At 71.5% G+C, this 22,498-nt stretch carries 19 protein-coding genes and 1 rRNA gene; 9 read left to right on the top strand and 11 right to left on the bottom strand.

The window, feature by feature from the left end; all coding sequences use genetic code 11:
- Positions 1-104: 104 nt before the first annotated feature.
- Complete coding sequence (locus AB0G17_RS15775) at positions 105-671, top strand: DJ-1/PfpI family protein (RefSeq protein WP_361381662.1); 567 nt, start codon at positions 105-107, stop codon at positions 669-671.
- A 180-nt stretch (positions 672-851) separates the two neighbouring features.
- Here the strand turns inward: AB0G17_RS15775 and AB0G17_RS15780 are convergent, their stop codons facing one another.
- Both AB0G17_RS15780 and AB0G17_RS15785 read right to left on the bottom strand, forming a co-directional pair.
- Entirely contained in the window at positions 852-1,526 is a 675-nt protein-coding gene (locus AB0G17_RS15780; RefSeq protein WP_361381665.1) for a haloacid dehalogenase-like hydrolase, read from the bottom strand.
- Between the two features lie 81 nt (positions 1,527-1,607).
- Entirely contained in the window at positions 1,608-2,114 is a 507-nt protein-coding gene (locus tag AB0G17_RS15785; protein ID WP_361381668.1) for a hypothetical protein, read from the bottom strand.
- 265 nt (positions 2,115-2,379) lie between these two features.
- On the opposite strand from AB0G17_RS15785, the gene AB0G17_RS15790 reads away from it, so the two are divergent.
- Positions 2,380-2,850, top strand: coding sequence for an Rv3235 family protein (locus tag AB0G17_RS15790; protein WP_361381671.1), 471 nt, complete (start codon positions 2,380-2,382; stop codon positions 2,848-2,850).
- A gap of 64 nt (positions 2,851-2,914) precedes the next feature.
- On the opposite strand, the gene secA is transcribed toward AB0G17_RS15790, so the two are convergent.
- Complete coding sequence (secA, locus tag AB0G17_RS15795) at positions 2,915-5,731, bottom strand: preprotein translocase subunit SecA (RefSeq protein WP_361381674.1); 2,817 nt, start codon at positions 5,729-5,731, stop codon at positions 2,915-2,917.
- Between the two features lie 195 nt (positions 5,732-5,926).
- Here secA and AB0G17_RS15800 point away from each other — a divergent pair, with 195 nt between their 5' ends.
- On the top strand, positions 5,927-6,568 hold the full coding sequence (locus AB0G17_RS15800) for a GNAT family protein (protein WP_361381677.1): 642 nt from the start codon (positions 5,927-5,929) through the stop codon (positions 6,566-6,568).
- Positions 6,569-6,823: 255 nt separating this feature from the next.
- On the top strand, positions 6,824-7,993 hold the full coding sequence (locus AB0G17_RS15805) for a crosslink repair DNA glycosylase YcaQ family protein (protein ID WP_361381680.1): 1,170 nt from the start codon (positions 6,824-6,826) through the stop codon (positions 7,991-7,993).
- 60 nt (positions 7,994-8,053) lie between these two features.
- On the opposite strand, the gene AB0G17_RS15810 is transcribed toward AB0G17_RS15805, so the two are convergent.
- The 7 genes from AB0G17_RS15810 to mtnA form a co-directional block, all read right to left on the bottom strand.
- Complete coding sequence (locus AB0G17_RS15810) at positions 8,054-8,806, bottom strand: response regulator transcription factor (protein ID WP_361381683.1); 753 nt, start codon at positions 8,804-8,806, stop codon at positions 8,054-8,056.
- Positions 8,807-9,030: 224 nt separating this feature from the next.
- On the bottom strand, positions 9,031-9,720 hold the full coding sequence (raiA, locus tag AB0G17_RS15815; protein ID WP_361381686.1) for a ribosome-associated translation inhibitor RaiA: 690 nt from the start codon (positions 9,718-9,720) through the stop codon (positions 9,031-9,033).
- A gap of 314 nt (positions 9,721-10,034) precedes the next feature.
- Complete coding sequence (locus AB0G17_RS15820) at positions 10,035-10,793, bottom strand: ComF family protein (RefSeq protein ID WP_361381689.1); 759 nt, start codon at positions 10,791-10,793, stop codon at positions 10,035-10,037.
- 115 nt (positions 10,794-10,908) lie between these two features.
- Positions 10,909-12,705, bottom strand: coding sequence for an LpqB family beta-propeller domain-containing protein (locus AB0G17_RS15825; protein WP_361381692.1), 1,797 nt, complete (start codon positions 12,703-12,705; stop codon positions 10,909-10,911).
- An 82-nt stretch (positions 12,706-12,787) separates the two neighbouring features.
- Positions 12,788-14,836 (bottom strand): MtrAB system histidine kinase MtrB, encoded by a 2,049-nt coding sequence (mtrB, locus tag AB0G17_RS15830; RefSeq protein WP_361381696.1) that lies wholly within the window; start codon positions 14,834-14,836, stop codon positions 12,788-12,790.
- Between the two features lies 1 nt (position 14,837).
- Positions 14,838-15,527 (bottom strand): two-component system response regulator MtrA, encoded by a 690-nt coding sequence (mtrA, locus tag AB0G17_RS15835; protein ID WP_188278465.1) that lies wholly within the window; start codon positions 15,525-15,527, stop codon positions 14,838-14,840.
- Between the two features lie 4 nt (positions 15,528-15,531).
- A complete protein-coding gene (gene mtnA, locus AB0G17_RS15840; RefSeq protein ID WP_361381700.1) occupies positions 15,532-16,680 on the bottom strand; it encodes an S-methyl-5-thioribose-1-phosphate isomerase in 1,149 nt (382 codons plus the stop codon).
- A gap of 155 nt (positions 16,681-16,835) precedes the next feature.
- On the opposite strand from mtnA, the gene AB0G17_RS15845 reads away from it, so the two are divergent.
- The 5 genes from AB0G17_RS15845 to AB0G17_RS15865 are packed head-to-tail and all read left to right on the top strand — an operon-like array spanning position 16,836 to position 22,298.
- Positions 16,836-18,074, top strand: a complete 1,239-nt coding sequence (locus AB0G17_RS15845; RefSeq protein ID WP_361381703.1) for a glycerophosphoryl diester phosphodiesterase membrane domain-containing protein — start codon at positions 16,836-16,838, stop codon at positions 18,072-18,074.
- Positions 18,075-18,102: 28 nt separating this feature from the next.
- Complete coding sequence (locus AB0G17_RS15850; RefSeq protein WP_361381763.1) at positions 18,103-18,795, top strand: DUF4129 domain-containing protein; 693 nt, start codon at positions 18,103-18,105, stop codon at positions 18,793-18,795.
- Positions 18,792-19,997, top strand: coding sequence for a DUF4350 domain-containing protein (locus tag AB0G17_RS15855; RefSeq protein WP_361381706.1), 1,206 nt, complete (start codon positions 18,792-18,794; stop codon positions 19,995-19,997). Before AB0G17_RS15850 ends, AB0G17_RS15855 begins: the two co-directional genes overlap by 4 nt.
- On the top strand, positions 19,994-20,977 hold the full coding sequence (locus tag AB0G17_RS15860; RefSeq protein WP_361381709.1) for a MoxR family ATPase: 984 nt from the start codon (positions 19,994-19,996) through the stop codon (positions 20,975-20,977). Before AB0G17_RS15855 ends, AB0G17_RS15860 begins: the two co-directional genes overlap by 4 nt.
- 10 nt (positions 20,978-20,987) lie before the next feature.
- A complete protein-coding gene (locus tag AB0G17_RS15865) occupies positions 20,988-22,298 on the top strand; it encodes a DUF58 domain-containing protein (protein ID WP_361381712.1) in 1,311 nt (436 codons plus the stop codon).
- A 112-nt stretch (positions 22,299-22,410) separates the two neighbouring features.
- On the opposite strand, the gene rrf is transcribed toward AB0G17_RS15865, so the two are convergent.
- Positions 22,411-22,498 (bottom strand): 5S ribosomal RNA (gene rrf / locus AB0G17_RS15870); the annotation flags it as partial.

The following is a 22,498-nucleotide window of genomic DNA, read 5'->3' on the forward strand; positions in this document are numbered from 1 at the left end:
GCGGCACCATGCGGCACGCCGCGCACACCCCGAGCAACGGCGGGGCGAAGGGCCCCGCACGCTCTGTACGAGCCAGGCACGCACGGTCGACTCCGGGAGCACCGATGGCAGCCAAGATCCTGATCGTGACCGGCGACGCGGCGGAGTCGCTGGAGGTCCTCTACCCCTACCAGCGGCTGCGCGAGGAGGGCTACGACGTCCACATCGCCGCCCCCGCCCGCAAGAAGCTCCAGTTCGTCATCCACGACTTCGAGCCGGGCTTCGACACGTACACCGAGAAGCCGGGCTACACCTGGCCGGCCGACCTCGCCTTCTCGGAAGTCGATCCCGGCCAGTACGCCGCCCTGGTGATCCCGGGCGGCCGGGCGCCCGAATACCTGCGCAACGACCCCGAGCTGCGCAAGCTCCTCAAGGCCTTCTTCGACACGGACAAGCCGGTCGCCCAGATCTGTCACGGTCCCCTCCTGACCGCCGCGATCGGCAGCCTCAGTGGCCGCCGGGTCACCGCGTACCCCGCCCTCGAACTCGACATGCAGGCCGCAGGCGCCAGCTTCCGCGACGCGGAAACCGTCGTCGACGGCACCCTGGTCTCCGCCCGCGCCTGGCCGGATCACTCCGCCTGGATGCGGGAGTTCCTCACGGTGCTGCGGGCGAAGGCGCCGGTGACGTAACCGGGCCCTGCGGGCGCGGTACGGGGCTTCCGAGCATCCCTGGGTGCCTCAGGGAGCCGCGTGCGGGGCGCCCGGGGCGTCCCGCACCCTTCGGTGCCGCCAGGCCCAGGCACCGTCTGCGGGCGTCCCGCAGACGGTGCAGCGCCGCAAGGCCAGGCACACCGCGCGCGTACGAGGCCGTCAGCCCGCCAGCAGCTCCGCCGTCTCCACCGCCTCCACCAGCGTGTCCACCACCGGCACCCCCGCCAGCGCGAGGCTGGCCCGGCTGTGCGACCCGCCGGTGAACAGGACCGCCCGCGCGCCGACGTGCGCCGCGGCCACGGCGTCGTCCACCGCGTCCCCGATCACCACGATCCGGTCGGGGGATATCCCCTCGCCCGCCTCCCGCAGCAGCGTCAGATGGCGCACCATGTGCTCGGCCTTGCTGCCGTGCGAGGGGCCTGTGCGCCCGTCGACGCGCAGGAAGTGGTGGGTGATGCCGTGCCGCCGCACGATCGGCACCAGGTGCTCGTGCGGCGCCATCGACAGCAGCGACTGGCTGTGCCCGGCCGCCCGCCGCGCGGCCAGCAGCTCGGCCGCGCCCACCGTGAGCGCGCAGGCATCCGCCCGGAGCCAGTAGTGCTTGTGGAACGCCTCGTCCATCACGAGCCACTCCGCGTCGGTCGGCAGCCGCCCCATCAGCCGCTCGTAGAAGCGGGGTATCGGCACGCAGTACAGCTCGCGGTACCGCTCCAGCGTGATCGGCTCCAGGCCGAGCTCCGCGAAGGCGGCGTTGGTCGCCTCGATGACCGTGGCGATGTCGTCGAGCAGTGTGCCGTTCCAGTCCCAGACCAGATGCGTCGTGCGCTTCCCCATGCCAGAACGGTACCCACCCCCACTGACAACGGACCCCGTCCCGGCCCATGAAATGACCAAGAGAGCAGGTCAGCCAGGCTGTCAGCCGATCAGGTTGGGAATCTCCTGCACCCCGAACCACAGCAGTTCGTGGTCCTCGGCCCCGTCGACCGTGAACTGCGCGTCGTCGTCGCCCTGGTCCGCCGCGCCCAGCGCGTCGGCCGCCGCGGCGACGTCGGTGACCGCGTCGTCGGAGTCCACGTGCACCGCGGCCGCCTTCGCCAGTGGCACCGGGCCGGGGATCCGCACCTCGCCCAGCGCGCTCGCGTCCAGGCCGCGGTCCGGGTCGGCCGAGGCGGCCCCGTCGGGCACGTCCACGGCGACCACGACCCGGCGCCTGGCCGCCTCCGGGTCCCCGGCGAGCAGCCGCAGCGACGCGGCGGCCGCACGGCTCAGGGCCGCGTACTCCAGCTCCTCGATGTCGTCCGAGACGTACCACTCACGCAGCCCGGGCGTGACGGCATAGGCGGTCAGCGGGCCGGGGCCGAGCTCTCCCGCCGTGTGCGCCGTCGCAAGACCAGGGAGGGTCAGAGGGAGGTACACGCGCATGACAGGCCGCTCTTTTCTGGTCGGAAGACGGACTCAGGATACGTGTGGGAGTCCCCCTTCGGGTTGCCCGCGCGGCGTCGGCGGCCTGGGTTGCGGACCGCCGGATTCCCGCCGCCGACGGCCCCGCCGGGCCTCACATCACCCTGATAGGTGAATCTCCCGGCCCCCGCCGCGCCCGCCCCGCCTCCCTTGCGACCGGCGCCGCCGCCCCCGTACAAGATCCCCAACAGAAAGCTACTGGCCGGTATCAAAGGAGGCGACAGAGATGAACAGGACCTACAGGGCCGACGGGACGCGGGCGGACGCGCGGACCGACAGGACCCGGCCCGCGGGCCGCAGCGACCGCGTGGGGCCCGCCAGGCCCGGCGCCGGCAGCGCGTTGGCGCGGCGCCAGCGGCTGCCCCGCTACTGGTTCGCGGAACGCCTGCTCGCCGTCCTCAGCGGCCACCGCCCCGTCCACTGGATGCTGGGGCACACCGTCGGCGAGGCTTACGAGCAGCTGGTGCTCCTGGCCCCGGCCAGCCCGCTGCGGGCCTCGTGCCGGCCCGTGGTGCGCCACTGCGACGAGTACGTGCCACAGCCGGGCGTCATCGAGGCGTTCGCCCGCATCGGCGCCGGCGACCACGTACGCGCCATGGCCTTCCGGCTGGAGCAGGGCGCCGACCTGCGCTGGCGCTGTGCGGCCGTAGAAGTGGGGCCGGGCACCCGTACGACGGTGCCCGGCCCCACCCGGTGACTGCGTGCCTCGCGGCCGCGCGCTGCTGCCCCTGGCGGCTGCTTGTCGCGGCTCCTTCTGGCGGCTACTTCTTGCGGCGGCGGCCACCCGTGCTCTTCTGGGCCTTGCGGCGCTCCGCGCGGGTCATGCCGTCCGCCTCGGAGCGGGCCGGCTCGTCGCCGTTGTCGAAGTCGCCCTCGACCACGCCGCCCTCGCCGTCCACCGTCGGGGCCGAGAAGTGGAGCCGGTCCGGGCGCTGCGGGGCGTCCAGGCCCTTGGCCCGGATCTCCGGACGCGCCCCGGCGGGCTCCTTCTCCAGCGACGGCTTGTCGGAGGGCGCCGCGTCCTCGACCGGGACCTCCTCGACCTGCTGCTCGACCTGGACCTCCAGGTTGAACAGGTAGCCGACGGACTCCTCCTTGATGCCGTCCATCATGGCGTTGAACATGTCGAAGCCCTCGCGCTGGTACTCGACCAGCGGGTCCTTCTGCGCCATGGCACGGAGGCCGATGCCCTCCTGGAGGTAGTCCATCTCGTAGAGGTGCTCGCGCCACTTGCGGTCGAGCACCGAGAGGACCACGCGCCGCTCCAGCTCACGCATGATCTCGGAGCCGAGCTGCTCCTCGCGCGCCGCGTACTGCTCGTGGATGTCGTCCTTGATGGACTCGGCGATGAACTCGGCGGTGATGCCCGCGCGGTCACCCGCCGCCTCCTCCAGCTCCTCCACGGTGACCTTCACCGGGTAGAGCTGCTTGAAGGCGCCCCACAGCCGGTCCAGGTCCCACTCCTCGGCGAATCCCTCGACCGTCTCCGCCTGGATGTAGGCGTCGATGGTGTCGTCCATGAAGTGCTGCACCTGCTCGTGCAGGTCCTCGCCCTCCAGGACGCGGCGGCGCTCTCCGTAGATGACCTCGCGCTGGCGGTTGAGCACCTCGTCGTACTTCAGGACGTTCTTACGCGTCTCGAAGTTCTGCTGCTCGACCTGCGACTGGGCGGACGCGATCGCGCGCGTCACCATCTTGTTCTCGATCGGCACGTCGTCCGGCACGTTCGCCATCGACATGACGCGCTCGACCATCTGGGCCTTGAACAGGCGCATCAGGTCGTCGCCGAGCGACAGGTAGAAGCGGGACTCGCCCGGGTCGCCCTGACGGCCGGAGCGGCCGCGCAGCTGGTTGTCGATGCGGCGCGACTCGTGTCGCTCGGTGCCCAGCACGTACAGCCCGCCGAGGTCCTTGACCTCTTCGAACTCCGCCTTGACGGCCTGCTCGGCCTTCTCCAGGGCGGCGGGCAGCGCGTGCGCCCACTCCTCGACGTGTTCCACCGGGTCCAGGCCGCGCTGGCGCAGCTCCGCCTCGGCGAGGTCGTCCGGGTTGCCGCCGAGCTTGATGTCGGTGCCTCGTCCGGCCATGTTCGTGGCGACCGTGACGGCGCCCTTGCGGCCGGCCTGGGCGACGATCGTCGCCTCCCGGTCGTGCTGCTTCGCGTTCAGCACTTCGTGCTGGATGCCGCGCTTGGAGAGCTGCTGCGAGAGGTACTCGGACTTCTCGACCGAGGTGGTGCCGACCAGGATCGGCTGGCCCTTCTCGTGCTTCTCGGCGATGTCGTCGACGACCGCGTCGAACTTGGCGACCTCGGTGCGGTAGATCAGGTCCGACTGGTCCTTGCGGACCATGGGCTTGTTCGTCGGGATCGGCACGACGCCCAGCTTGTAGATCTGGTGGAACTCGGCGGCCTCGGTCATCGCCGTACCGGTCATGCCGGAGAGCTTGTCGTAGAGGCGGAAGAAGTTCTGCAGGGTGATCGTGGCGAGCGTCTGGTTCTCGTCCTTGATGTCCACCCCTTCCTTCGCCTCGATCGCCTGGTGCATGCCCTCGTTGTAGCGGCGGCCGGCGAGGATACGGCCGGTGTGCTCGTCGACGATCATGACTTCGCCGTCGATGACGACGTAGTCCTTGTCCTTCTTGAACAGTTCCTTCGCCTTGATGGCGTTGTTCAGGTAGCCGACGAGCGGGGTGTTCACCGACTCGTAGAGGTTGTCGATGCCCAGCCAGTCCTCGACCTTGGCGACGCCGGGCTCGTGGATGGCGACGGTGCGCTTCTTCTCGTCGACCTCGTAGTCGCCGGTCTCCTCGATGCCCTTGAGCGGGTTGCCCGCCTCACCCTTGGTGAGGCGCGTGACCAGCTTGGCGAAGTCGCCGTACCACTTGGTGGCCTGGTCGGCCGGGCCCGAGATGATCAGCGGCGTACGCGCCTCGTCGACCAGGATCGAGTCGACCTCGTCGACGATCGCGAAGTTGTGGCCGCGCTGGACGAGCTCGTCCTGGGACCACGCCATGTTGTCGCGCAGGTAGTCGAAGCCGAACTCGTTGTTCGTGCCGTACGTGATGTCGCAGGCGTACATCGCGCGGCGCTCGGCGGGCGACATGTTGGCCAGGATGCAGCCGACCTCGAGGCCGAGGAAGCGGTGCACGCGGCCCATCATCTCGGAGTCGCGCTCGGCCAGGTAGTCGTTGACCGTGATCAGGTGGACGCCCTTGCCGGAGAGCGCGTTGAGGTACGCCGGGAGCGTGCCGACGAGGGTCTTGCCCTCACCGGTCTTCATCTCGGCCACGTAGCCGAGGTGCAGCGCGGCGCCACCCATCATCTGGACGTCGTAGTGCCGCTGGCCGAGAACGCGCTTGGCGGCCTCGCGGACGGTGGCGAAGGCTTCCGGGAGCAGGTCGTCCAGGCTCTCCCCGTTCGCGTACCGCTCCTTGTACTCGTCGGTGAGGGCACGGAGCTCGGCGTCGGAGAGGTTCACGAAGTCCTCTTCGATGGAGTTGACCTGGTCCGCGATGCGGTGCAGCTTGCGCAGGATCTTGCCTTCGCCTGCACGCATGAGCTTTGAGAGGACGGACACGGGGGTTGGTCTCCTTGCCGGTCGGGCCTGGCGCGGTCGAGTACGGTTGATTACTTCTGGGCAACGGCCATCGTATGCGAGGACCCGCCCGCGCCGGGAGGTCTGCCATGACGACAACGGACAGGGCGCCCGGAAGGTGCCGGGAAAGACGAAAAGCCCTGGCGTCCGTTCCGGCCCCGCGCGGAGAATCAGCCGATGGACCCAGTCATCCTCAGCACCGAGCGCCTGCTGCTGCGCCCCGTCGGTCCGCAGGACGCGGACGCGTCGTACGCGGCCTGTCAGGACCCCGACATCCAGCGCTGGACCACCGTCCCCTCGCCCTACCTGCGCGAGCACGCCGACGCCTTCACCGGCACCTTCGCGCCCAACGGCTGGCGGGACGACTCCGACTACACGTTCGCGGTACGGCTGCGGGACACCTCCGCGACGGGTGGGGCAGGTGAGGCTGCCGGCAACAGTGAGGCCGAGGGGGCCGGAGTCGTTTCGGAAGGCGCTCTGGTGGCGATGGTCGGCGTGATGCGGCGCGGCGAGAGCGTCGCCGAGCTGGGGTTCTGGGCGGCCAAGGAGTACCGGGGCCGCGGTTATATGACCGAGGCGGCGCTGGCGGCGGCCCGCTGGGCCTTCGAGTCGGCGGGGGTCGAGCGCCTGGAGTGGCGGGCCGAGGTCGGCAACGCGGCCTCGCGCGCGGTGGCCGAGAAGGCGGGCTTCACCATGGAGGGCACCCTGCGCGCGGCCCTCGTCCAGGGCGGCACCCGCCGCGACTGCTGGGTGGGCAGCCTCCTCCCCGGCGACCTGGGTCTGCCCACCACGCGCGCGTACTTGCCGTCCCGGGGGTGAGGCGATGCCTCTGCCCGGGTGAGGTGACGCCTCTGCCAGGGTGAGGCGACGCCTCTGCCAGGGTGAGGCGACGCCTCTGCCGGACATGAGGCGAGCGCGGACGGGCCCCGGCCGCAAGAGGCCGCGGCAGTCAGCGCCGGCCGGGAGGAGGCAACCGCAGCGGCCGCCGGCCGGAAGGGGGCAGCGGCGGCAGCGGGGACCGAGCCAGGGACTCTCCCCGGTGGATTGTCAGTGCCGCCGTCTATCGTGCGGAGCATGACCAGCCTGCCGCGTCCCGCCGCCCAACTCTCCGCCGACGAGGCCCGTCGCATCGCCCTGCGCGCCCAGGGATTCATGGGCAGCCCCGACCGCAAGGGCGGGGTACGGGGCGTGCTGCGCCACCTGGGCGCGGTCCAGCTCGACACGATCTCGGTCCTCGCCCGGTCGCACGAGCTGATTCCATACGCGCGCCTGGGCGCGGTGGGCCGCAAGGCGGTGGACGCGGCGTACTGGACGGACGGCCACGCCTTCGAGTACTGGTCGCACGCCGCCTGCATCCTCCCCGTCGAGGAGTGGCCGCACTTCGCCTTCCGCCGCCGCGCCTACCGCTCCCGCCCGCACTGGCACCACGACCTGCCCGACGGGGCGTACGAGCAGGTGATCAAGCAGCTGAGGGCCGAAGGCCCGCTGACCGCGACGGACTTGGGCGGCGCCAAGAACAAGGGCGAGTGGTGGGACTGGTCGGAGTCCAAGGTCGCCGTCGAACGCGCGCTGATGTACGGCGAGGTGGTGTGCACCGAACGGCGCGGCTGGAAGCGGGTGTACGACCTGGCGGAGCGCGCCATACCGGACGTCCACCTCCACGACGAGCTGGACGACGCCGAGTGCCTGCGCCGGCTCGTCGCGCTGGCGGGCCGCTCCCTCGGCGTCGGCACGCGCGCGGACATCGCGGACTACCACCGCCTAAAGGGCGAGCAGGTGGACGCGGTGATCGCCGACTCCGGCCTGGTCCCCGTCACCGTCCAGGGCTGGGACAAGCCTGCCTGGGCGGACCCGGAGGCGCTGGCCACCGAGCCGCGCGGACGCCACCGCACGACGCTCCTGTCGCCGTTCGACTCGCTCATCTGGGACCGCGCGCGCACGGAGCGGATCTTCGGCTTCAGCCACCGTCTGGAGGCCTACACCCCCAAGCCGAAGCGGGTGTACGGATACTTCGCGATGCCGCTGCTGGCGGGCGGCAGGCTGCTCGGCCGCGCCGACCCCGCCCGCGAGGGCCGCACGCTGGTGGCCAAGCAGGTCTCCCTGGAGACGCCGAAGGCGATAGCCCCGATGGCGCAGGCCCTGCTGGAGGCGGCGCGGTGGGTGGGCTGCGACGCCGTACGGATCGAGCGCGCCGACACCCCCGGGCTCACCCGTGCGCTGACGGCGGCGATAGCGGCGGCCTGACGGCTGCACGGGGAAGGGGGCGGGGGCGGGGGCGGGGGCGGGACGAGGGTGGGCCGCTGGCTAGCGGATCTCCAGGATCTTCTCGCGCATCGCGTACACCACCGCCTCCATCCTGGAGTGCAGTTGCAGCTTCTCCAGGATGTTGCGGACGTGGTTCTTCACGGTGTTCTCGGAGATGAACAACTCCTTGGCGATGTCCCGGTTGTTCATCCCCGTGGCGACGAGCTTGAGCACCTCCAGCTCGCGGTCGGTGAGCCTTGGCGCGGGCACCAGCCGGCGCTCGTCGGTGCGCTGGATCATCGACTTGAACTCGGTGAGCAGCTTCGACGCCATTGACGGGCTGATCTGGGACTGGCCGTCCGCCACCGCCCGGATCGCGGTCGCCACCTCGTCGGTGGAGATCTCCTTGAGGAGGTACCCCGTCGCACCCGCCTTGATCGCGTCGTAGAGGTCGGCCTCCTCGTCGCTGATCGTCAGCATGATGATCTTCGCGCTGGGGGCCACCTCCTTGATGGAGGTGCACGCCTCGATCCCGCCGCGCCTCGGCATCCGTACGTCCATCAGCACGATGTCGGGAAGCAGGTCCGCCGCCTTGTCCACGGCCTCCGCCCCGTCGCCCGCCTCGCCGACGACCTGGATGTCCTCCTCCGCGGCCAGCACGATCTCCAGCCCCCGGCGGAACAGCGCGTGGTCGTCGACGACCAGGACCCGGATCGGCTCCTTGCGCGACCCGGCCGATTCCATGCCGGTGGGAGCCCCGTCAGAGCCGTCCGCGGCCGACCCGTGATGCACCGGCCCGAAGCTGTCTGCCATCGTTCCTCCCCCTGAAGGCCATGGCCCGAGTTGGTGTGGCTGCACCAATCGCGCTCCAGGGAGCAGCGGTTGGCGTGCGACGCCATGATTTCATGCCCGGCCGACAGAGTGGTGGTCCATCAGTCGCACAGTGGTGCCCCTGGGGGCGCACAAGCGCTCCAGGGGCACCACCGCACTCTGGTACGGCGCGCCGCACGGATCCGTTCAGCGCGCCGCCCACCTGGTCATCCGCCGAGCGCTCCGCCGGCGCCGCTCGCGTCCTCACCGGCGAGCGGGTCCGTCTCCAGATGAATGACGCCGTAGTCGTAGGCGTGCCGCCGGTAGACGACGCTGGGCTGCTTCGTCTCGGAGTCGACGAAGAGGTAGAAGTCGTGTCCGACCAGTTCCATTTCGTAGAGCGCCTGCTCGAGCGTCATCGGGGCGGCGACATGGGTCTTCTCGCGGACCACCAGCGGGCCTTCGCCCTGGACTTCGACCGATCCCATCCGGGTGATGGGAACGCGCTCCTCCCTCGATCCGTCCACCGGCTCGCCGTTTCCGTTCAAGTGGGCCACGCCCGGGACCACGTCGGCCACCTCGGCAGCCGAGATCCGGCCGTTGCCCCTGCGGGTGAAGCGCTTGTCGTGCTGCTTGCGCAGCCGCGCCTCCAGCTTGCTGTGGGCCAGGTCGAGCGCTGCGTACGGGTCGCCTGCCGCCGCCTCCGCCCGGATCACCGGGCCACGCGAGTGCAGCGTGATCTCCACTCGGTCGGAACGGTCGGCCTGCCGCGGGTTGTGTTCCTTGGACACCTCGACGTCGAGGCTGATTACCTTGCCGTCGAGCTTCTGGATCTTCTCCAGCTTCAGCTTCTCGGCCACGTGCTTGCGGAACCGCTCGGGTACCTCGGTCTTGCGGCCCTTGACGACGATGTCCACGCAGAACTCCGTTCCCGGATCACTCCGCCTTCACCGCGGAGCATCTCCCTCTTGCACCAGACTCCGGTGAGCACCGGAGTCTCGGACTGGGCGACTTTCACCTCCTCCTCCCCCGTGGGGAAGATCGTCACCCCACCGACTTCAGGGTCGGGGAAATACCCAGAAGCAGGGCCGTGCATTCAGTGAGGCCGACTCTCGCCATTCCTCACAACCGAACATAGCTCGCTCGGACGGGTGTCGGCACCCGCTACCCGCACGTACCTCCGTTCAGGTGTTTTCACCCTCTCACTACCTGCAACGATGGAAGTTCCCCATCAGTTCCGGTTTATTTCGAAGGATGCCGGAGTGGCCGCGATGACCGCGGCCACCGCCGTCCGTTGTGCGAATCCCGCAATCGCGTTCACCGGGGCACCGACCACCCGCCCGGTCGCCCCCCGGTCGGCGCCCGCGACAGCCCGGGCCGCCTCCACCAGCGAGGCTCCCGTGGTCATCAGGTCGTCCACGAGCACCACCCGGCCGCCCTCCAGCAGCCTGTCACCGCCCACTGCCACCTCCAGCGCCCCGCTCAGATTCGCCAGCCGCTGCCGGGCGCTCAGCCCCGACTGGTCCGCCACCGCACGCCGCTGGCGCAGCACCGCCGCCACGCGCGCGTCCGTACCCGTACGCCGCAACTCCCCGGCCGCCGCCAGGGCGATCCGGCGCGCCGCGTCATGCCCGCGGGCCCGCACCGCCCGCCGCGCCGACGGCACCGGCACGAGCAGCAGCGGCCCGTCCCGGGGCGCTGCGGCGGCCGCCCGCACCGCGCCCGCGAGCGCCTTGCCGAGGGCCCCGGCCAGCCCCAGGGCGCCCCGTTCCTTGTGCGCGAGCAGCACCGCCCGTACGGCGTCCTCGTACACCGCCGCCGCGTACACCACCGGCAGGCCTGCGGGCTCGGGGGCAGGCCGGACCCGCTGGGCCCGCGCATCGAGCAGCGCCGCCGCGCACCGCTCGCACAGCGCGGTACGGGGACTGCCGCAGCCGCCGCAGGCAACCGGCAGCACCAGCCCGGAGACCTCCTGCCACCATCCCCGCATGGCATCCACTGTGCCAACAGGAAGGCGGCCCGGCCACCCCTGTGGACAACCGCCGGGGCGACCGGGCCGACGCCGCGGGAACGATGGAGCGACCGCCGCCGGAGCGGCGGAGCCCTCAGCCGGGGTAGACCGGCGAGGAGCCCTTCTTGACCGCCGTCTTCCAGTTGGCGCCCGGCGGCAGCCGGACGATGCCGTCCTCCTTCGAGTGCGCCACCAGCGGCAGCCGCTCGTCGTCAGCGGCGGCGATCTCGGTCACCCGGTTGGCGCCCGGCAGATTGCCCGCGGCCGACAGCGAGCCGTCCGTCTGCATGTAGCGCAGCTGCTGCTGGAGCCCGCCGGACTCGTTGCCGACCACCACCAGGCGGCTGCGACCGGCCCAGGACACGGCCGTCACATCCTCCATCTGCGGCGCTCCGGGGCGTAGTTCCACCACGGAGACCTGCGGGTGCTCCGGGTCGCCGATCCGCTCCACACGGCCGATCCGCAGCGTCGTGTGGCCGCCCTCGTTCACCAGGAGCGCGATCCGCACCCCGTCCGCCGACATCCGCACCTGCTCGATGCGCGCCCCGTTCAGACCGGCCACATCGACCTCCTGCGGCTGGCCCTCGCCATGGTCGAGGTGGAGCAGCCGGGGGTGGTCCCTGTCCCGGTCGGCCACCCACAGATCCCTGCGCCCGTCCCAACTCGGCGCCGAAAGGCCGTCCTTCGGATCCTTGCTCTGGCTGGTCACGAGTGTCTTCACGAGCTCGCCGTCGGACACGATCGACGCCACGTACATCGAGCGGCCGTCGGTCGTCACCCCCGCCGCGCGCCTCTCGTCCCGCTCCACCGCGACCGTACGCAGCCGCTGCTCGCCCCGGCCGAACGGCCCGGGCACCAGCTCGGTGACCACGTCCCCGTCCGTACTGTCGACGCCGTCGGTGCCGTCCGCACCGTCGCGCGTGTCGGCGCGCATCCGGGCGAGGCGTCCCTGGGTGTCCACGAAGTACTGGCCGGGCTTGGGCGAGATGCGGTCCGGCGCGTACCCCTCGGCCTGGTCACCACCGAGCACGCACAGCTGCGAGCCGTTCGCCCGGTCCAGCTCCACCTGGCCGACCCGGGTCGCCGTCAGGTCCCGCAGCGTGAACAGCAGTTGGGCCGCCATCTTGCGGCACTGGCTCCCGCCGACGTTGGACGCCCGCTCGTTGAGCGGCACCTTCAGCGCGTTGCGGTCGTCGAAGGAGAGCGACTTGGTGCCCTCCTTCAGCGCCGTACCGCTCGGGAAGCGCGAACCCACCACCGGCCGCAACCAGTTGGTCGGCCCCTCCAGGACTGCCATGACCGTCTGGGTGACCAGGTTCATCTGCGTCTCGGGGTCGTTGCGCTGGCGCACATACACCGGATCGGCGACCAGCCGGTCCTGCCCCGACGCGAAGTAGTACTTGTTGACGGAACGGTAGATGCGCTGGAAGTCCGACTGTCCCAGCAGCAGCCCCTCGGGCAGCGCGTCGATGCGCCACTCCTTGCCGCTGGGCGTGTTCTGCCGTACGAGATGGATCGTCTCGTTGTACGTCGACTTCGGCCCCGCCGGCTGGAAGGCGTGCTGCTTGTCCACCACGGCGACCTGCTTTCCGGTCACCGTGAACGTGAAGCTCGAACTCTCGCCCTTGTCGTTGGTCCGGTTCGGCTGCGGGTTCGGCCCGTCGGCCAGCACCGTGGTCGCCAGATCCGGCTTCCACGTCCGCGCGGCCTGCGGCGTCAGATACTTGCGGGCCGTCGCGAACTGCGGGTCGTCGCTGGTCATCGCCTCCAGGAACCCGTCGACTATCTCGTCGGCGGCCGCCCCCTCGCGCGGCGGCACCGCGTACACCTGCACCTGCGAGTCGGCGCGCTGCGAGGCCTGCACCGCGTGCACGTCACCGCTGTCGGGCATCGACGCGCACCCCGCCACCAGCACACCGCCGCAGCCCAGCACCGCGACAGACCGCAGCCGACGGCCGCGGCCCCTCCCCCGATCAGCGCCCACGAGCCGATTCCTCCTGGTCCGCGGCTGCCTGGGCAGCCGCTCTGTCAGCAGCCTGCGATGGTACGGATTCGGCCTCCACGCGCGCGTCGCTCACCCGGGGCACCACCCTGGCCCCGCCGCCACCGGGCAGCGCGGTCGGATCGGCGGCCGGACCGGAGGTCCTCGGCGGGACCGGCGGCCGGGGCGGCACGGGCAGCGAGGAGCGGGTGGCGGCGGGCTGGACCGGCACGCTCGCCAGCCGCAGCCCGTTGCCCTGCTCGGGGGACTCGCCCAGGCGGGCCCGCTCGCGCGCTGCCCGCGAGTCCTCCGGTTCCAGCGGTATCGGCGACCCGCGCAGCGGCTCGTCGGCCGTACGCGGCAGCGTCAGCCGGAACTGGGAGCCGCCGCCGGGCTCGCCCCAGGCCTGCAGCCAGCCGCCGTGCAGCCGCGCGTCCTCGACCGCGATCGACAGGCCCAGACCGGTGCCGCCGGTCGTCCTGGCCCGGGCCGGGTCGGCCCGCCAGAAGCGGTTGAACACCCGGGTCGCCTCGCCCGGCTTCAGACCCACGCCGTAGTCGCGCACCGCGACCGCGACGGCCCCGCCGGCCGTGCCCATGCGCACCACCACGTCCCGGCCCTCGCCGTGCTCCACGGCGTTGACCACGAGGTTGCGCAGCACCCGCTCGACACGGCGGGCATCGGCCTCCGCGACCACCGGCTGGTCGTCGCCGACCACCCGTATCCGGGTGCCCTTACGCTCGGCGAGCGGCTCGGCGCCCTCGATCACCCGACGTACGACGTCCCGCAGGTCTATCGGCTCGGCCTCCAGGGCCGCCGCGCCCGCGTCGAACCGGCTGATCTCCAGCAGGTCGGCGAGCAGCGACTCGAACCGGTCCAGCTGCCCGGCCAGCAGCTCCGCCGACCGCGCCGTCACCGGATCGAAGTCGACGCGCGCCTCGTGGATGACGTCCGCCGCCATCCGTACGGTCGTCAGCGGCGTCCGCAGCTCGTGCGAGACGTCCGAGACGAACCGTCGCTGCATCCGCGACAGCTCCTCCAGCTGCTGGATCTTGACCTGGAGGTTCTGCGCCATCTTGTTGAAGGCCTCGCCGAGCCGCGCGATGTCGTCCTCGCCGGTGACCTTCATCCGCTCCTGGAGCTTGGCCGCGGAGAGCCGCTCCGCGATCTGCGCCGCCATCCGGACCGGGGTGACGACCTGGCGCACCACCAGCCAGGCGATCGCGCCGAGGAGCACCACCAGGAACAGCCCGGCGGTCGCGAGGGTGCCCTTGACCAGGCTCAGCGTCTTCTCCTCCTGCGCCAGGGGGAAGAGGTAGTACAGCTGGTAGGCCTGGCCGTCGACGTCCTTCAGCTTGGTCCCGATGACCAGCCCCGGTTTGGGTTCCTGGCCGTCGAGGTACTTGATCGAGGCGTACGTCTTGTACGCGCCCGTGCCCTGGTCGACGTCGCCGCGCAGGCTCTGCGGAACGCTCGCGACCGGGTCCACGCCGCCCGAGGCGCGCGGGCCCCGGTTACTGGAGCCCGAGTCCTCGGAGTCGGCGCTGAGCGCGACCACGTAGAACGCGCCCTGGCCGCCACTGGCGAGCTGGGTCACCAGCTCGCTGCGCCAGGTCACCGAGCTGCCGACCCGCCCGTCCGAGCTGCCGTCGTCCTGCCCGCCCGGCGCCGCCGGGGCGCTGGCCTTGTCCTTGGCCACGGCGAAGCCGCCCGCGGACTGGCTCTCGGACGCCTTCTCCTTGGTGACGAGGAGCCCGTTGCGCACCTGCCCGATGACAACGAACCCGAGCAGCAGCACCACACCCAGCGACATCAGCAGGGTGGAGGCGACCACCCGCAGCTGGATGTTGCGCCGCCACAGCCGCACCGCGGGCAGCAGCGGACGCCGCACCCAGCGCACGAAGAGCCGCAGCACGGGGCTGCCGGGCGTCCCCTCCTGGAGGATCCGCCCGCCCCATGACGTCTTCCTTCCCTCACCAGCAGCCCGCCCCCCACGGACCCCGGGCTTCCCGGGCTTCGGAGCAGCACCGCCGCGGGACATGTCAGCTCGGTCCTGCCTTGTAACCGACACCACGGACGGTCACAACGATCTCCGGACGCTCGGGGTCCTTCTCGACCTTCGAGCGCAGCCGCTGGACGTGCACGTTGACCAGCCGCGTGTCCGCCGCGTGCCGGTACCCCCACACCTGCTCCAGGAGCACCTCACGGGTGAACACCTGCCACGGCTTGCGGGCCAGCGCGACCAGCAGGTCGAACTCCAGCGGGGTCAGGGCGATGGACTGCCCGTCCCGCTTCACGGAGTGACCCGCCACGTCGATCACCAGATCGCCGATCGCCAGCTGCTCCGGCGCGGGCTCCTCCGACCTCCTCAGGCGCGCCCGGATACGGGCCACCAGCTCCTTCGGCTTGAACGGCTTCACGATGTAGTCGTCCGCCCCGGACTCCAGGCCGACCACCACATCCACGGTGTCGCTCTTGGCGGTGAGCATCACGATCGGCACGCCGGACTCGGCCCTGATCAGCCTGCAGACCTCGATGCCGTCCCGTCCGGGCAGCATGAGGTCCAGCAGTACCAGGTCCGGCTTGGCCTCACGGAATGCCGCCAGTGCCTTGTCGCCGTCCGCTACGAACGACGGCTCAAAACCTTCTCCACGCAGCACAATGCCGAGCATCTCGGCCAGCGCGGTGTCGTCGTCGACGACAAGGACGCGTCCCTTCATAAACGTCATCATCCCATTAGCTAATCGTTACCTGGCGTGACCTGGCACACAGCTCTCTCAGCCCACCCCCCGTCACGGGGGAGAGCACACCTTCCTCGGTGACGATCGCCGTCACCAACTCGGGGGGCGTCACATCGAACGCGGGGTTGTAGGCCTGCGTCCCCAGCGGCGCTATTGGCAGCCCCCCGCCCGTCCCCCACCCGGCCGCGGAAACCTGCGGTCCGGTGAGCTCCGTCACCTCCTGCCCGGGGCGCTGCTCGACCTCGATCGCCGCCCCGTCGGGGGTGTCGAGGTCCACCGTCGTGACCGGCGCCACCACGATGAACGGCACGTGGTGGTACTTGGCGAGCACGGCGAGCGGATAGCTTCCCACCTTGTTCGCCACCGATCCGTCGGCGGCGATCCGGTCCGCCCCGACCAGAACCGCGTCCACCTCCCCCGCCGCGAACAGCGAACCCGCAGCATTGTCGGTCAGCAAGCTGTACGCCATCCCGCTGCGCGCCGCCTCGTACGCGGTCAGTCTGGCCCCTTGGAGCAGCGGCCGCGTCTCGTCCACCCACAGCCGCCGCAGCCGGCCCGCCCGGTGCGCGGCCAGCGCCACCGCGAACGCGGTGCCCTCGCCGCCGGATACCAGCCTTCCGGTGTTGCAGTGCGTGAGCACCCGGTGGCTGCCGCCGGGCAGCAGCTCGTCGAGCAGCGCCAGGCCGTGTGCCGCCATCCTGGCACTGGCCTCCGCGTCCGCCCGGTGCAGGGCCCGCGCGGCCGCCAGCGCCGCCGCCCCGGCCTCCTGCGGACCCGCGCCCTTGTCGACTGCCGCCCGGTACGCCCCCAGGGCGAGCCGCACCCCGTACCCCAGGTTCACCGCGGTGGGCCGCGCAGCCGCCAGGAGAGCCGCGGCCTCCTGTACGTCGAAGCCGCGCGCCCCGGCCAGCGCCACCCCGTACGCCCCGGCGATCCCCAGCAGCGGTGCCCCGCGCACCGCCAGCGTCTGGATGGCCCGGACCAGCCCCGGCACATCCGTACAGACCAGTTCGACCTCCTCGGCCGGCAGCCGGGTCTGGTCGAGGAGCACCAGCACCGGCCCCTCCGGCGGCTCGTCCCAACGAAGCTGTGCCAGTCCCGGCGGCTCGGAGCCCACGGTGGATCGCACCTCGTGATCAGCCATCCGCCCAGTCTGCCCGGTGAGCCACCGACAATTGAAGGTGCTAACGAGATACGGGGGCCGGTCCGCGGCCCGGAACCGCATGGCACGATGGCTGCCGACCCCAACGAGCCGGCTCGCCGAGCTGGTCCCACGACCAATCCACGAGGTGGACGACCGTGAACGACTCTCCGGGCTGGGCTTCGCCCGGATCGGCCCCCTCCGACGGCGAGGACTCCGGCACTCCCCGGCAGCCCGAGCCCTCCGACCGGGCCTGCGCGTCCTCCCAGTGGTCCCGGAACCAGCCTCCGGCGGGCCAGTGGTCGCCTCCGGCCGCCACCCCGGGCCAGGGGACTCCCCCGCCCCCGCCGGGCCGTCCTGGGCCCCAGCAGGGCGGCTGGGGGCCGCCTCCGGCTCCCGGCGGCCAGTGGAACTCCGGCTGGGGCCCCGCGCCCGCCGCCAAACCCGGCGTCATCCCGCTTCGCCCGCTCGGCGTCGGTGAGATCCTCGACGGCGCGGTCTCCACGATGCGCGCCCACTGGCGCACGGTTCTCGGCCTCACACTCACGGTCGCCGTGATCACGCAGATCGCGGACATCCTCGTTCAGCGCTACCTTCTGCCGGACCCGCCGGAGATCGACCCGAACGCCACCGGCACCGAGGCTCTGGACCAGGCGATCGACTCGCTGCGTTCGAGCATGCTCTACCTGCTGCCCATAGGCGTCGTCGCACTGATCGGCACGGTCTTCGTCACCGCGGTCCTCACCGTCGTCATCAGCCGCTCCGTCCTGGGGCGCCCGGTGACGCTGCGGGAGGCCTGGGCGGATGCCCGGCCGAGGCTGCTGCCGCTGCTCGGCCTGCTGGCCCTGCTGCCCCTGACGGCGGCCGCGGTCGTCGGCATCGGCATCCTCCCCGGGGCGCTCATCGGATCCGATGCGGGCGCGGCCCTGGCCGGGCTCGGCGGGCTGGCCGCCTTCGTGGTCGTGATCTGGCTGCTGGTCCGGTTCAGCCTGGCCGCGCCCGCGCTGATGCTGGAGCGCCAGAGCCTCGTCAAGTCCCTGCGCCGGTCCGCCAAGCTGGTGCGCGGCGCATGGTGGCGGATCTTCGGCATCACCCTGCTGACGCTGCTCCTGACGTTCATCGTCTCGATGATCATCGCGATCCCGTTCACCGTGATCGGAACGCTCGTGGACGACGGCGGCGCTAGCAGCCTCTTCTCCGGGGCCAGCTCCGACTTCGGCTGGCCGTTCCTGATCATCACCGGGATCGGTGCCGTGATCGGCTCGGCGATCACCTACCCGATCTCCGCCGGTGTGGCCGCGCTGCTCTACATCGACCAGCGCATCCGCCGCGAGGCCCTCGACCTCGATCTCGCCCGCGCCGCGAACCTGCCGGGCTACGAGACTCCCGGGAGCTGATGCGGTGTCGGCAACGGGGGGCACGACCATGGTGCGGCTGCTGGTCCGAGTGGCCGGCGAACCACCGGTGGACACGCCGCGCGTGCCCGCCCGCGAGGCGGCACGGCGCGAACTGTCCAAGCCGATGTACCACGAGAACGACCCGAACCTCCTGGAGCGCGCCCTCAACCGCTTCTGGGACTGGGTCGGCGGCCTGTTCGACGCCGCCTCGGGCGCGGCCCCGGGCGGCGCGCTCGGACTGGTCGCCATCGCCGTGTTCGTGCTGGCCCTGATCGCCGCCCTGTGGTGGCGGCTGGGCACCCCGAAGCGCGCTGTTTCCACCGTCGGCACGGTCTTCGACGACCGTCCGCGCAGCGCCGCCGAGCACCGCGCCACCGCTGAGGCCCACGCCGCGGCCGGCCGCTGGACCCAGGCCGTCCAGGAACGGATGCGTGCGGTCGTCCGCTCCCTGGAGGAGCGCGCCCTCCTCGACCCGCGCCCCGGCCGCACCGCCGACGAGGCCGCGGCCGAGGCAGGCCACCCGCTGCCCGGCCACGCCGACCGACTCCGCGCCGCCGCCCGCGAGTTCGACGACGTCACATATGGAGGCCGTACGGCGAACGAGGCCGCGTACGACCGTCTGCGTGACCTCGACAGCGATCTCGAACGCACGAAGCCGGATCTCAGCGCCCTTACCCAGCACCCCGCAGCCCAGGCGACAACTCGGGGAGCTGCCGAATGACCCGCACCCAAGCCCCTGCCACCGGCGCCTCCCCCGCCTCCACGTCCACCGATGCGACGCCCCGTCAGATCTGGACGCGCACCCGCGGACTGCTGCTCGCCGCCGTGATCCTCCTGGTCGCCGGGATCGCCCTCGCCGCCACCCGCTCCGGCGACCAGCACGGCCGCCTCGACCCCCGCTCGGCAGACCGCTACGGCAGCCGCGCCGTCGCCGAACTCCTCAAGGACCAGGGCGTCTCCACGCGTGTGGCCACCACCCTCGACGAAGGCACCCGCGCCACAGGACCGGACACCACGCTCCTGGTCACCGTCCCCGATCTGCTCACCGCGGCCCAGCAACGCCGGCTCCACGACGCCACCACCCAGTCCGGCGGACGCACCGTGCTGCTCTCCCCGGGCGCGCCCTCCCTGCCCGTACTCGCCCCCGGCGTACGGGAAGCGGGCTCGGCCTCGGTCAGCAACCGCGAGCCGCACTGCTCCCTGTCGCCGGCCGTCCTCGCCGGAAGCGCCGACACCGGAGGCGTCCGCTACGCCACCGACGCCCAGGCCGGCGACGCCTGTTACCCCGCAGGCGGTCTGCCCACCCTGCTCCGCATACAGGCTCCCGCCCGCGGCGACACCGTCCTGCTCGGCTCCCCGGACATCCTCTACAACCACCGCCTCGACAAGCAGGGCAACGCCTCGCTCGCCCTCCAACTCCTCGGCTCCCGCCCCCATCTGGTCTGGTACCTCCCCTCGCTCGGTGATGTCTCGGCCACCGACGGCGGTGACCGCAGCTTCTTCGACCTCATCCCCTCCGGCTGGCTCTGGGCCACCCTCCAGCTCGCCCTCGCGGCCGCCCTCGCCGCCATCTGGCGAGGCCGCCGCCTCGGCCCCCTGGTGACCGAGCAACTCCCGGTCGCCGTACGCGCGTCCGAGGCCACCGAGGGCCGAGCCCGCCTCTATCGCAAGGCCAACGCCCGCGATCGCGCGGCCGACGCCCTGCGCTCGGCCACCCGCACCCGTCTTGCCCCCCTCCTGGGCGTGCCCGCCGCTTCGGCACACGCGCCCGAACTCCTCGTCCCCGCCGTCTCCGGCCGGATCCCGTCAGCCGAACGGGACCTTCAGGTCCTGCTCTTCGGCCCGGCCCCGGCCGACGACGCCGCACTCGTCCGCCTCGCGGACGAACTCGACGCCCTCGAAAGAGAGGTACGCACCTCATGAGCGACCGAACCCCGGCGACCGCAGCGAACCCGGACAGCGCCCGCGCCTCCCTGGAGGCCCTGCGCGCCGAGATCGCCAAGGCCGTGGTCGGCCAGGACTCCGTCGTGACGGGCCTGGTCGTGGCCCTGCTGTGCCGCGGCCACGTCCTCCTCGAAGGCGTCCCCGGCGTAGCCAAGACGCTCCTCGTGCGCTCACTCGCCGCCTCACTCGAACTCGACACGAAGCGCGTCCAGTTCACCCCCGATCTGATGCCCAGTGATGTCACCGGCTCGCTGATCTACGACGCCCGCACCGCAGAGTTCTCCTTCCAGGCCGGTCCGGTGTTCACCAATCTGCTGCTCGCGGATGAGATCAACCGCACGCCTCCGAAGACCCAGTCCTCCCTCCTCGAAGCCATGGAGGAGCGTCAGGTCACGGTCGACGGCACGCCGCGCCCGCTCCCCGAGCCCTTCTTGGTCGCCGCGACGCAGAACCCCGTCGAGTACGAGGGCACGTATCCCCTGCCGGAAGCCCAGCTGGACCGCTTCCTGCTGAAGTTGACGGTGCCCCTGCCCTCACGCGCGGACGAGATCAACGTCCTCGCCCGTCACGCCGAGGGCTTCAACCCTCGCGACCTCCAGGCAGCCGGAGTCCGCCCGGTCGCGGGAGCCGCCGACCTCAAAGCGGCTCGCGCCGCCGTCGCCAAGACCTCGGTCTCCGCAGAGATCACCGGCTATGTCGTCGATATCTGTCGTGCCACGCGTGAATCCCCCTCACTCAGCCTCGGTGTCTCCCCCCGAGGCGCCACCGCCCTGCTCTCCACCGCTCGCGCTTGGGCCTGGCTCACGGGCCGGGACTATGTCACCCCCGACGACGTAAAGGCCTTGGCCCTCCCCACACTTCGCCATCGCATCCAGCTGCGTCCCGAGGCGGAGATGGAGGGCGTCACCGCCGACTCCGTCATCACCTCGGTCCTCGCCCACGTCCCCGTCCCCCGCTGAGGCGGCGACTGTGGCTCTCACCGGACGCACTGCCCTGCTCGCTGCTCTCGGCTCCGTCCCCGTCGGCGTATGGGCCCCGAGCTGGGCGGGAATGCTCGCGGTCAACGCTCCCCTCACACTCGCAATGATGTGCGACTACGCCCTCGCCGCGCCAGTGCGAAAGCTTCAATTCACCCGAAACGGTGATACATCAGTTCGACTGGGTGACGCCGCCGAGGTCGTCCTCACCGTCACCAATCCCTCGGGCCGGCCGTTGCGCGCCCAGCTCCGCGACGCCTGGCCGCCCAGCAGCTGGGCTTCCGGCACCGGGCAGGATGCTTCCCGGCACGCATTGACGGTCCCGGCCGGCGAACGCCGCCGCGTCACCACAGCCCTGCGCCCGACCCGGCGGGGCGACCGCCGCTCCGAGCAGGTCACCGTCCGCTCGTACGGGCCGCTCGGCCTCGTCTCCCGGCAAGGAAGCCACCGCGTCCCCTGGACCGTGCGCGTCCTGCCGCCGTTCACCAGCCGCAAACACCTGCCGTCCCGACTGGCCCGGCTGCGCGAACTCGATGGCCGCACCAGCGTGCTGACCCGAGGGGAAGGCACCGAGTTCGACAGCCTGCGCCCGTACGTTCCCGGCGACGACACCCGGTCCATCGACTGGCGCGCCACCGCCCGCCAGAACGCGGTCGCCATACGCACCTGGCGGCCTGAGCGCGACCGTCACATCCTCGTCGTCCTCGATACGGGGCGTACGTCGGCGGGCCGCGTCGGAGACATCCCTCGCCTGGACGCCGCCATGGACGCCGCTCTACTTCTCGCCGCCCTCGCCTCCCGCGCGGGCGACCGCGTCGACCTTCTCGCGTACGACCGTCGCGTACGGGCTCAGGTGCAGGGCCGCGCCGCTGGCGAACTCCTGCCCGCTCTCGTCAACGCGCTCGCGCCACTGGAGCCCGAGCTGGTGGAAACGGATGCCCGGGGCTTGAGCGCCGCCGCGCTCGCCAACGCCCCTCGCCGTTCCTTGATCGTACTGCTGACCAGCCTGGACGCGGCTCCCGTGGAGGAAGGCCTGCTCCCCGTTCTCCCGCAGCTCACCAAGCGCCACACAGTCCTGGTCGCGGCGATCGCCGACCCTCATATCAAGAAGATGGCGGAGTCCCGCGGCACTGTGGACGCCGTTTACGAAGCGGCCGCTGCCAGCCGAACCCAGGAGCAGCGTCGCCGCACAGCTGAACAGCTGATGCGCCACGGCGTCACCGTCGTGGACGCCACCCCGGATGAGCTTGCTCCGGCATTGGCAGACGCGTATCTGGAGCTGAAGGCCGCAGGCCGACTCTGATCCGGCCTCTGATTCGCGGAAGGCGGGAGAGGGGGCCTGGGCGAAAAGGTCCTGAACGCAAAAATGCCTCAACCCCCGGCCCAAAAGGGCACGGGGGTTGAGGCTAAAATTTGTTCGGCGGCGTCCTACTCTCCCACAGGGTCCCCCCTGCAGTACCATCGGCGCTGAAAGGCTTAGCTTCCGGGTTCGGAATGTAACCG

The organism is Streptomyces sp. NPDC023838 (genome assembly GCF_040639555.1).
Taxonomy (GTDB): Bacteria; Actinomycetota; Actinomycetes; order Streptomycetales; family Streptomycetaceae; genus Streptomyces.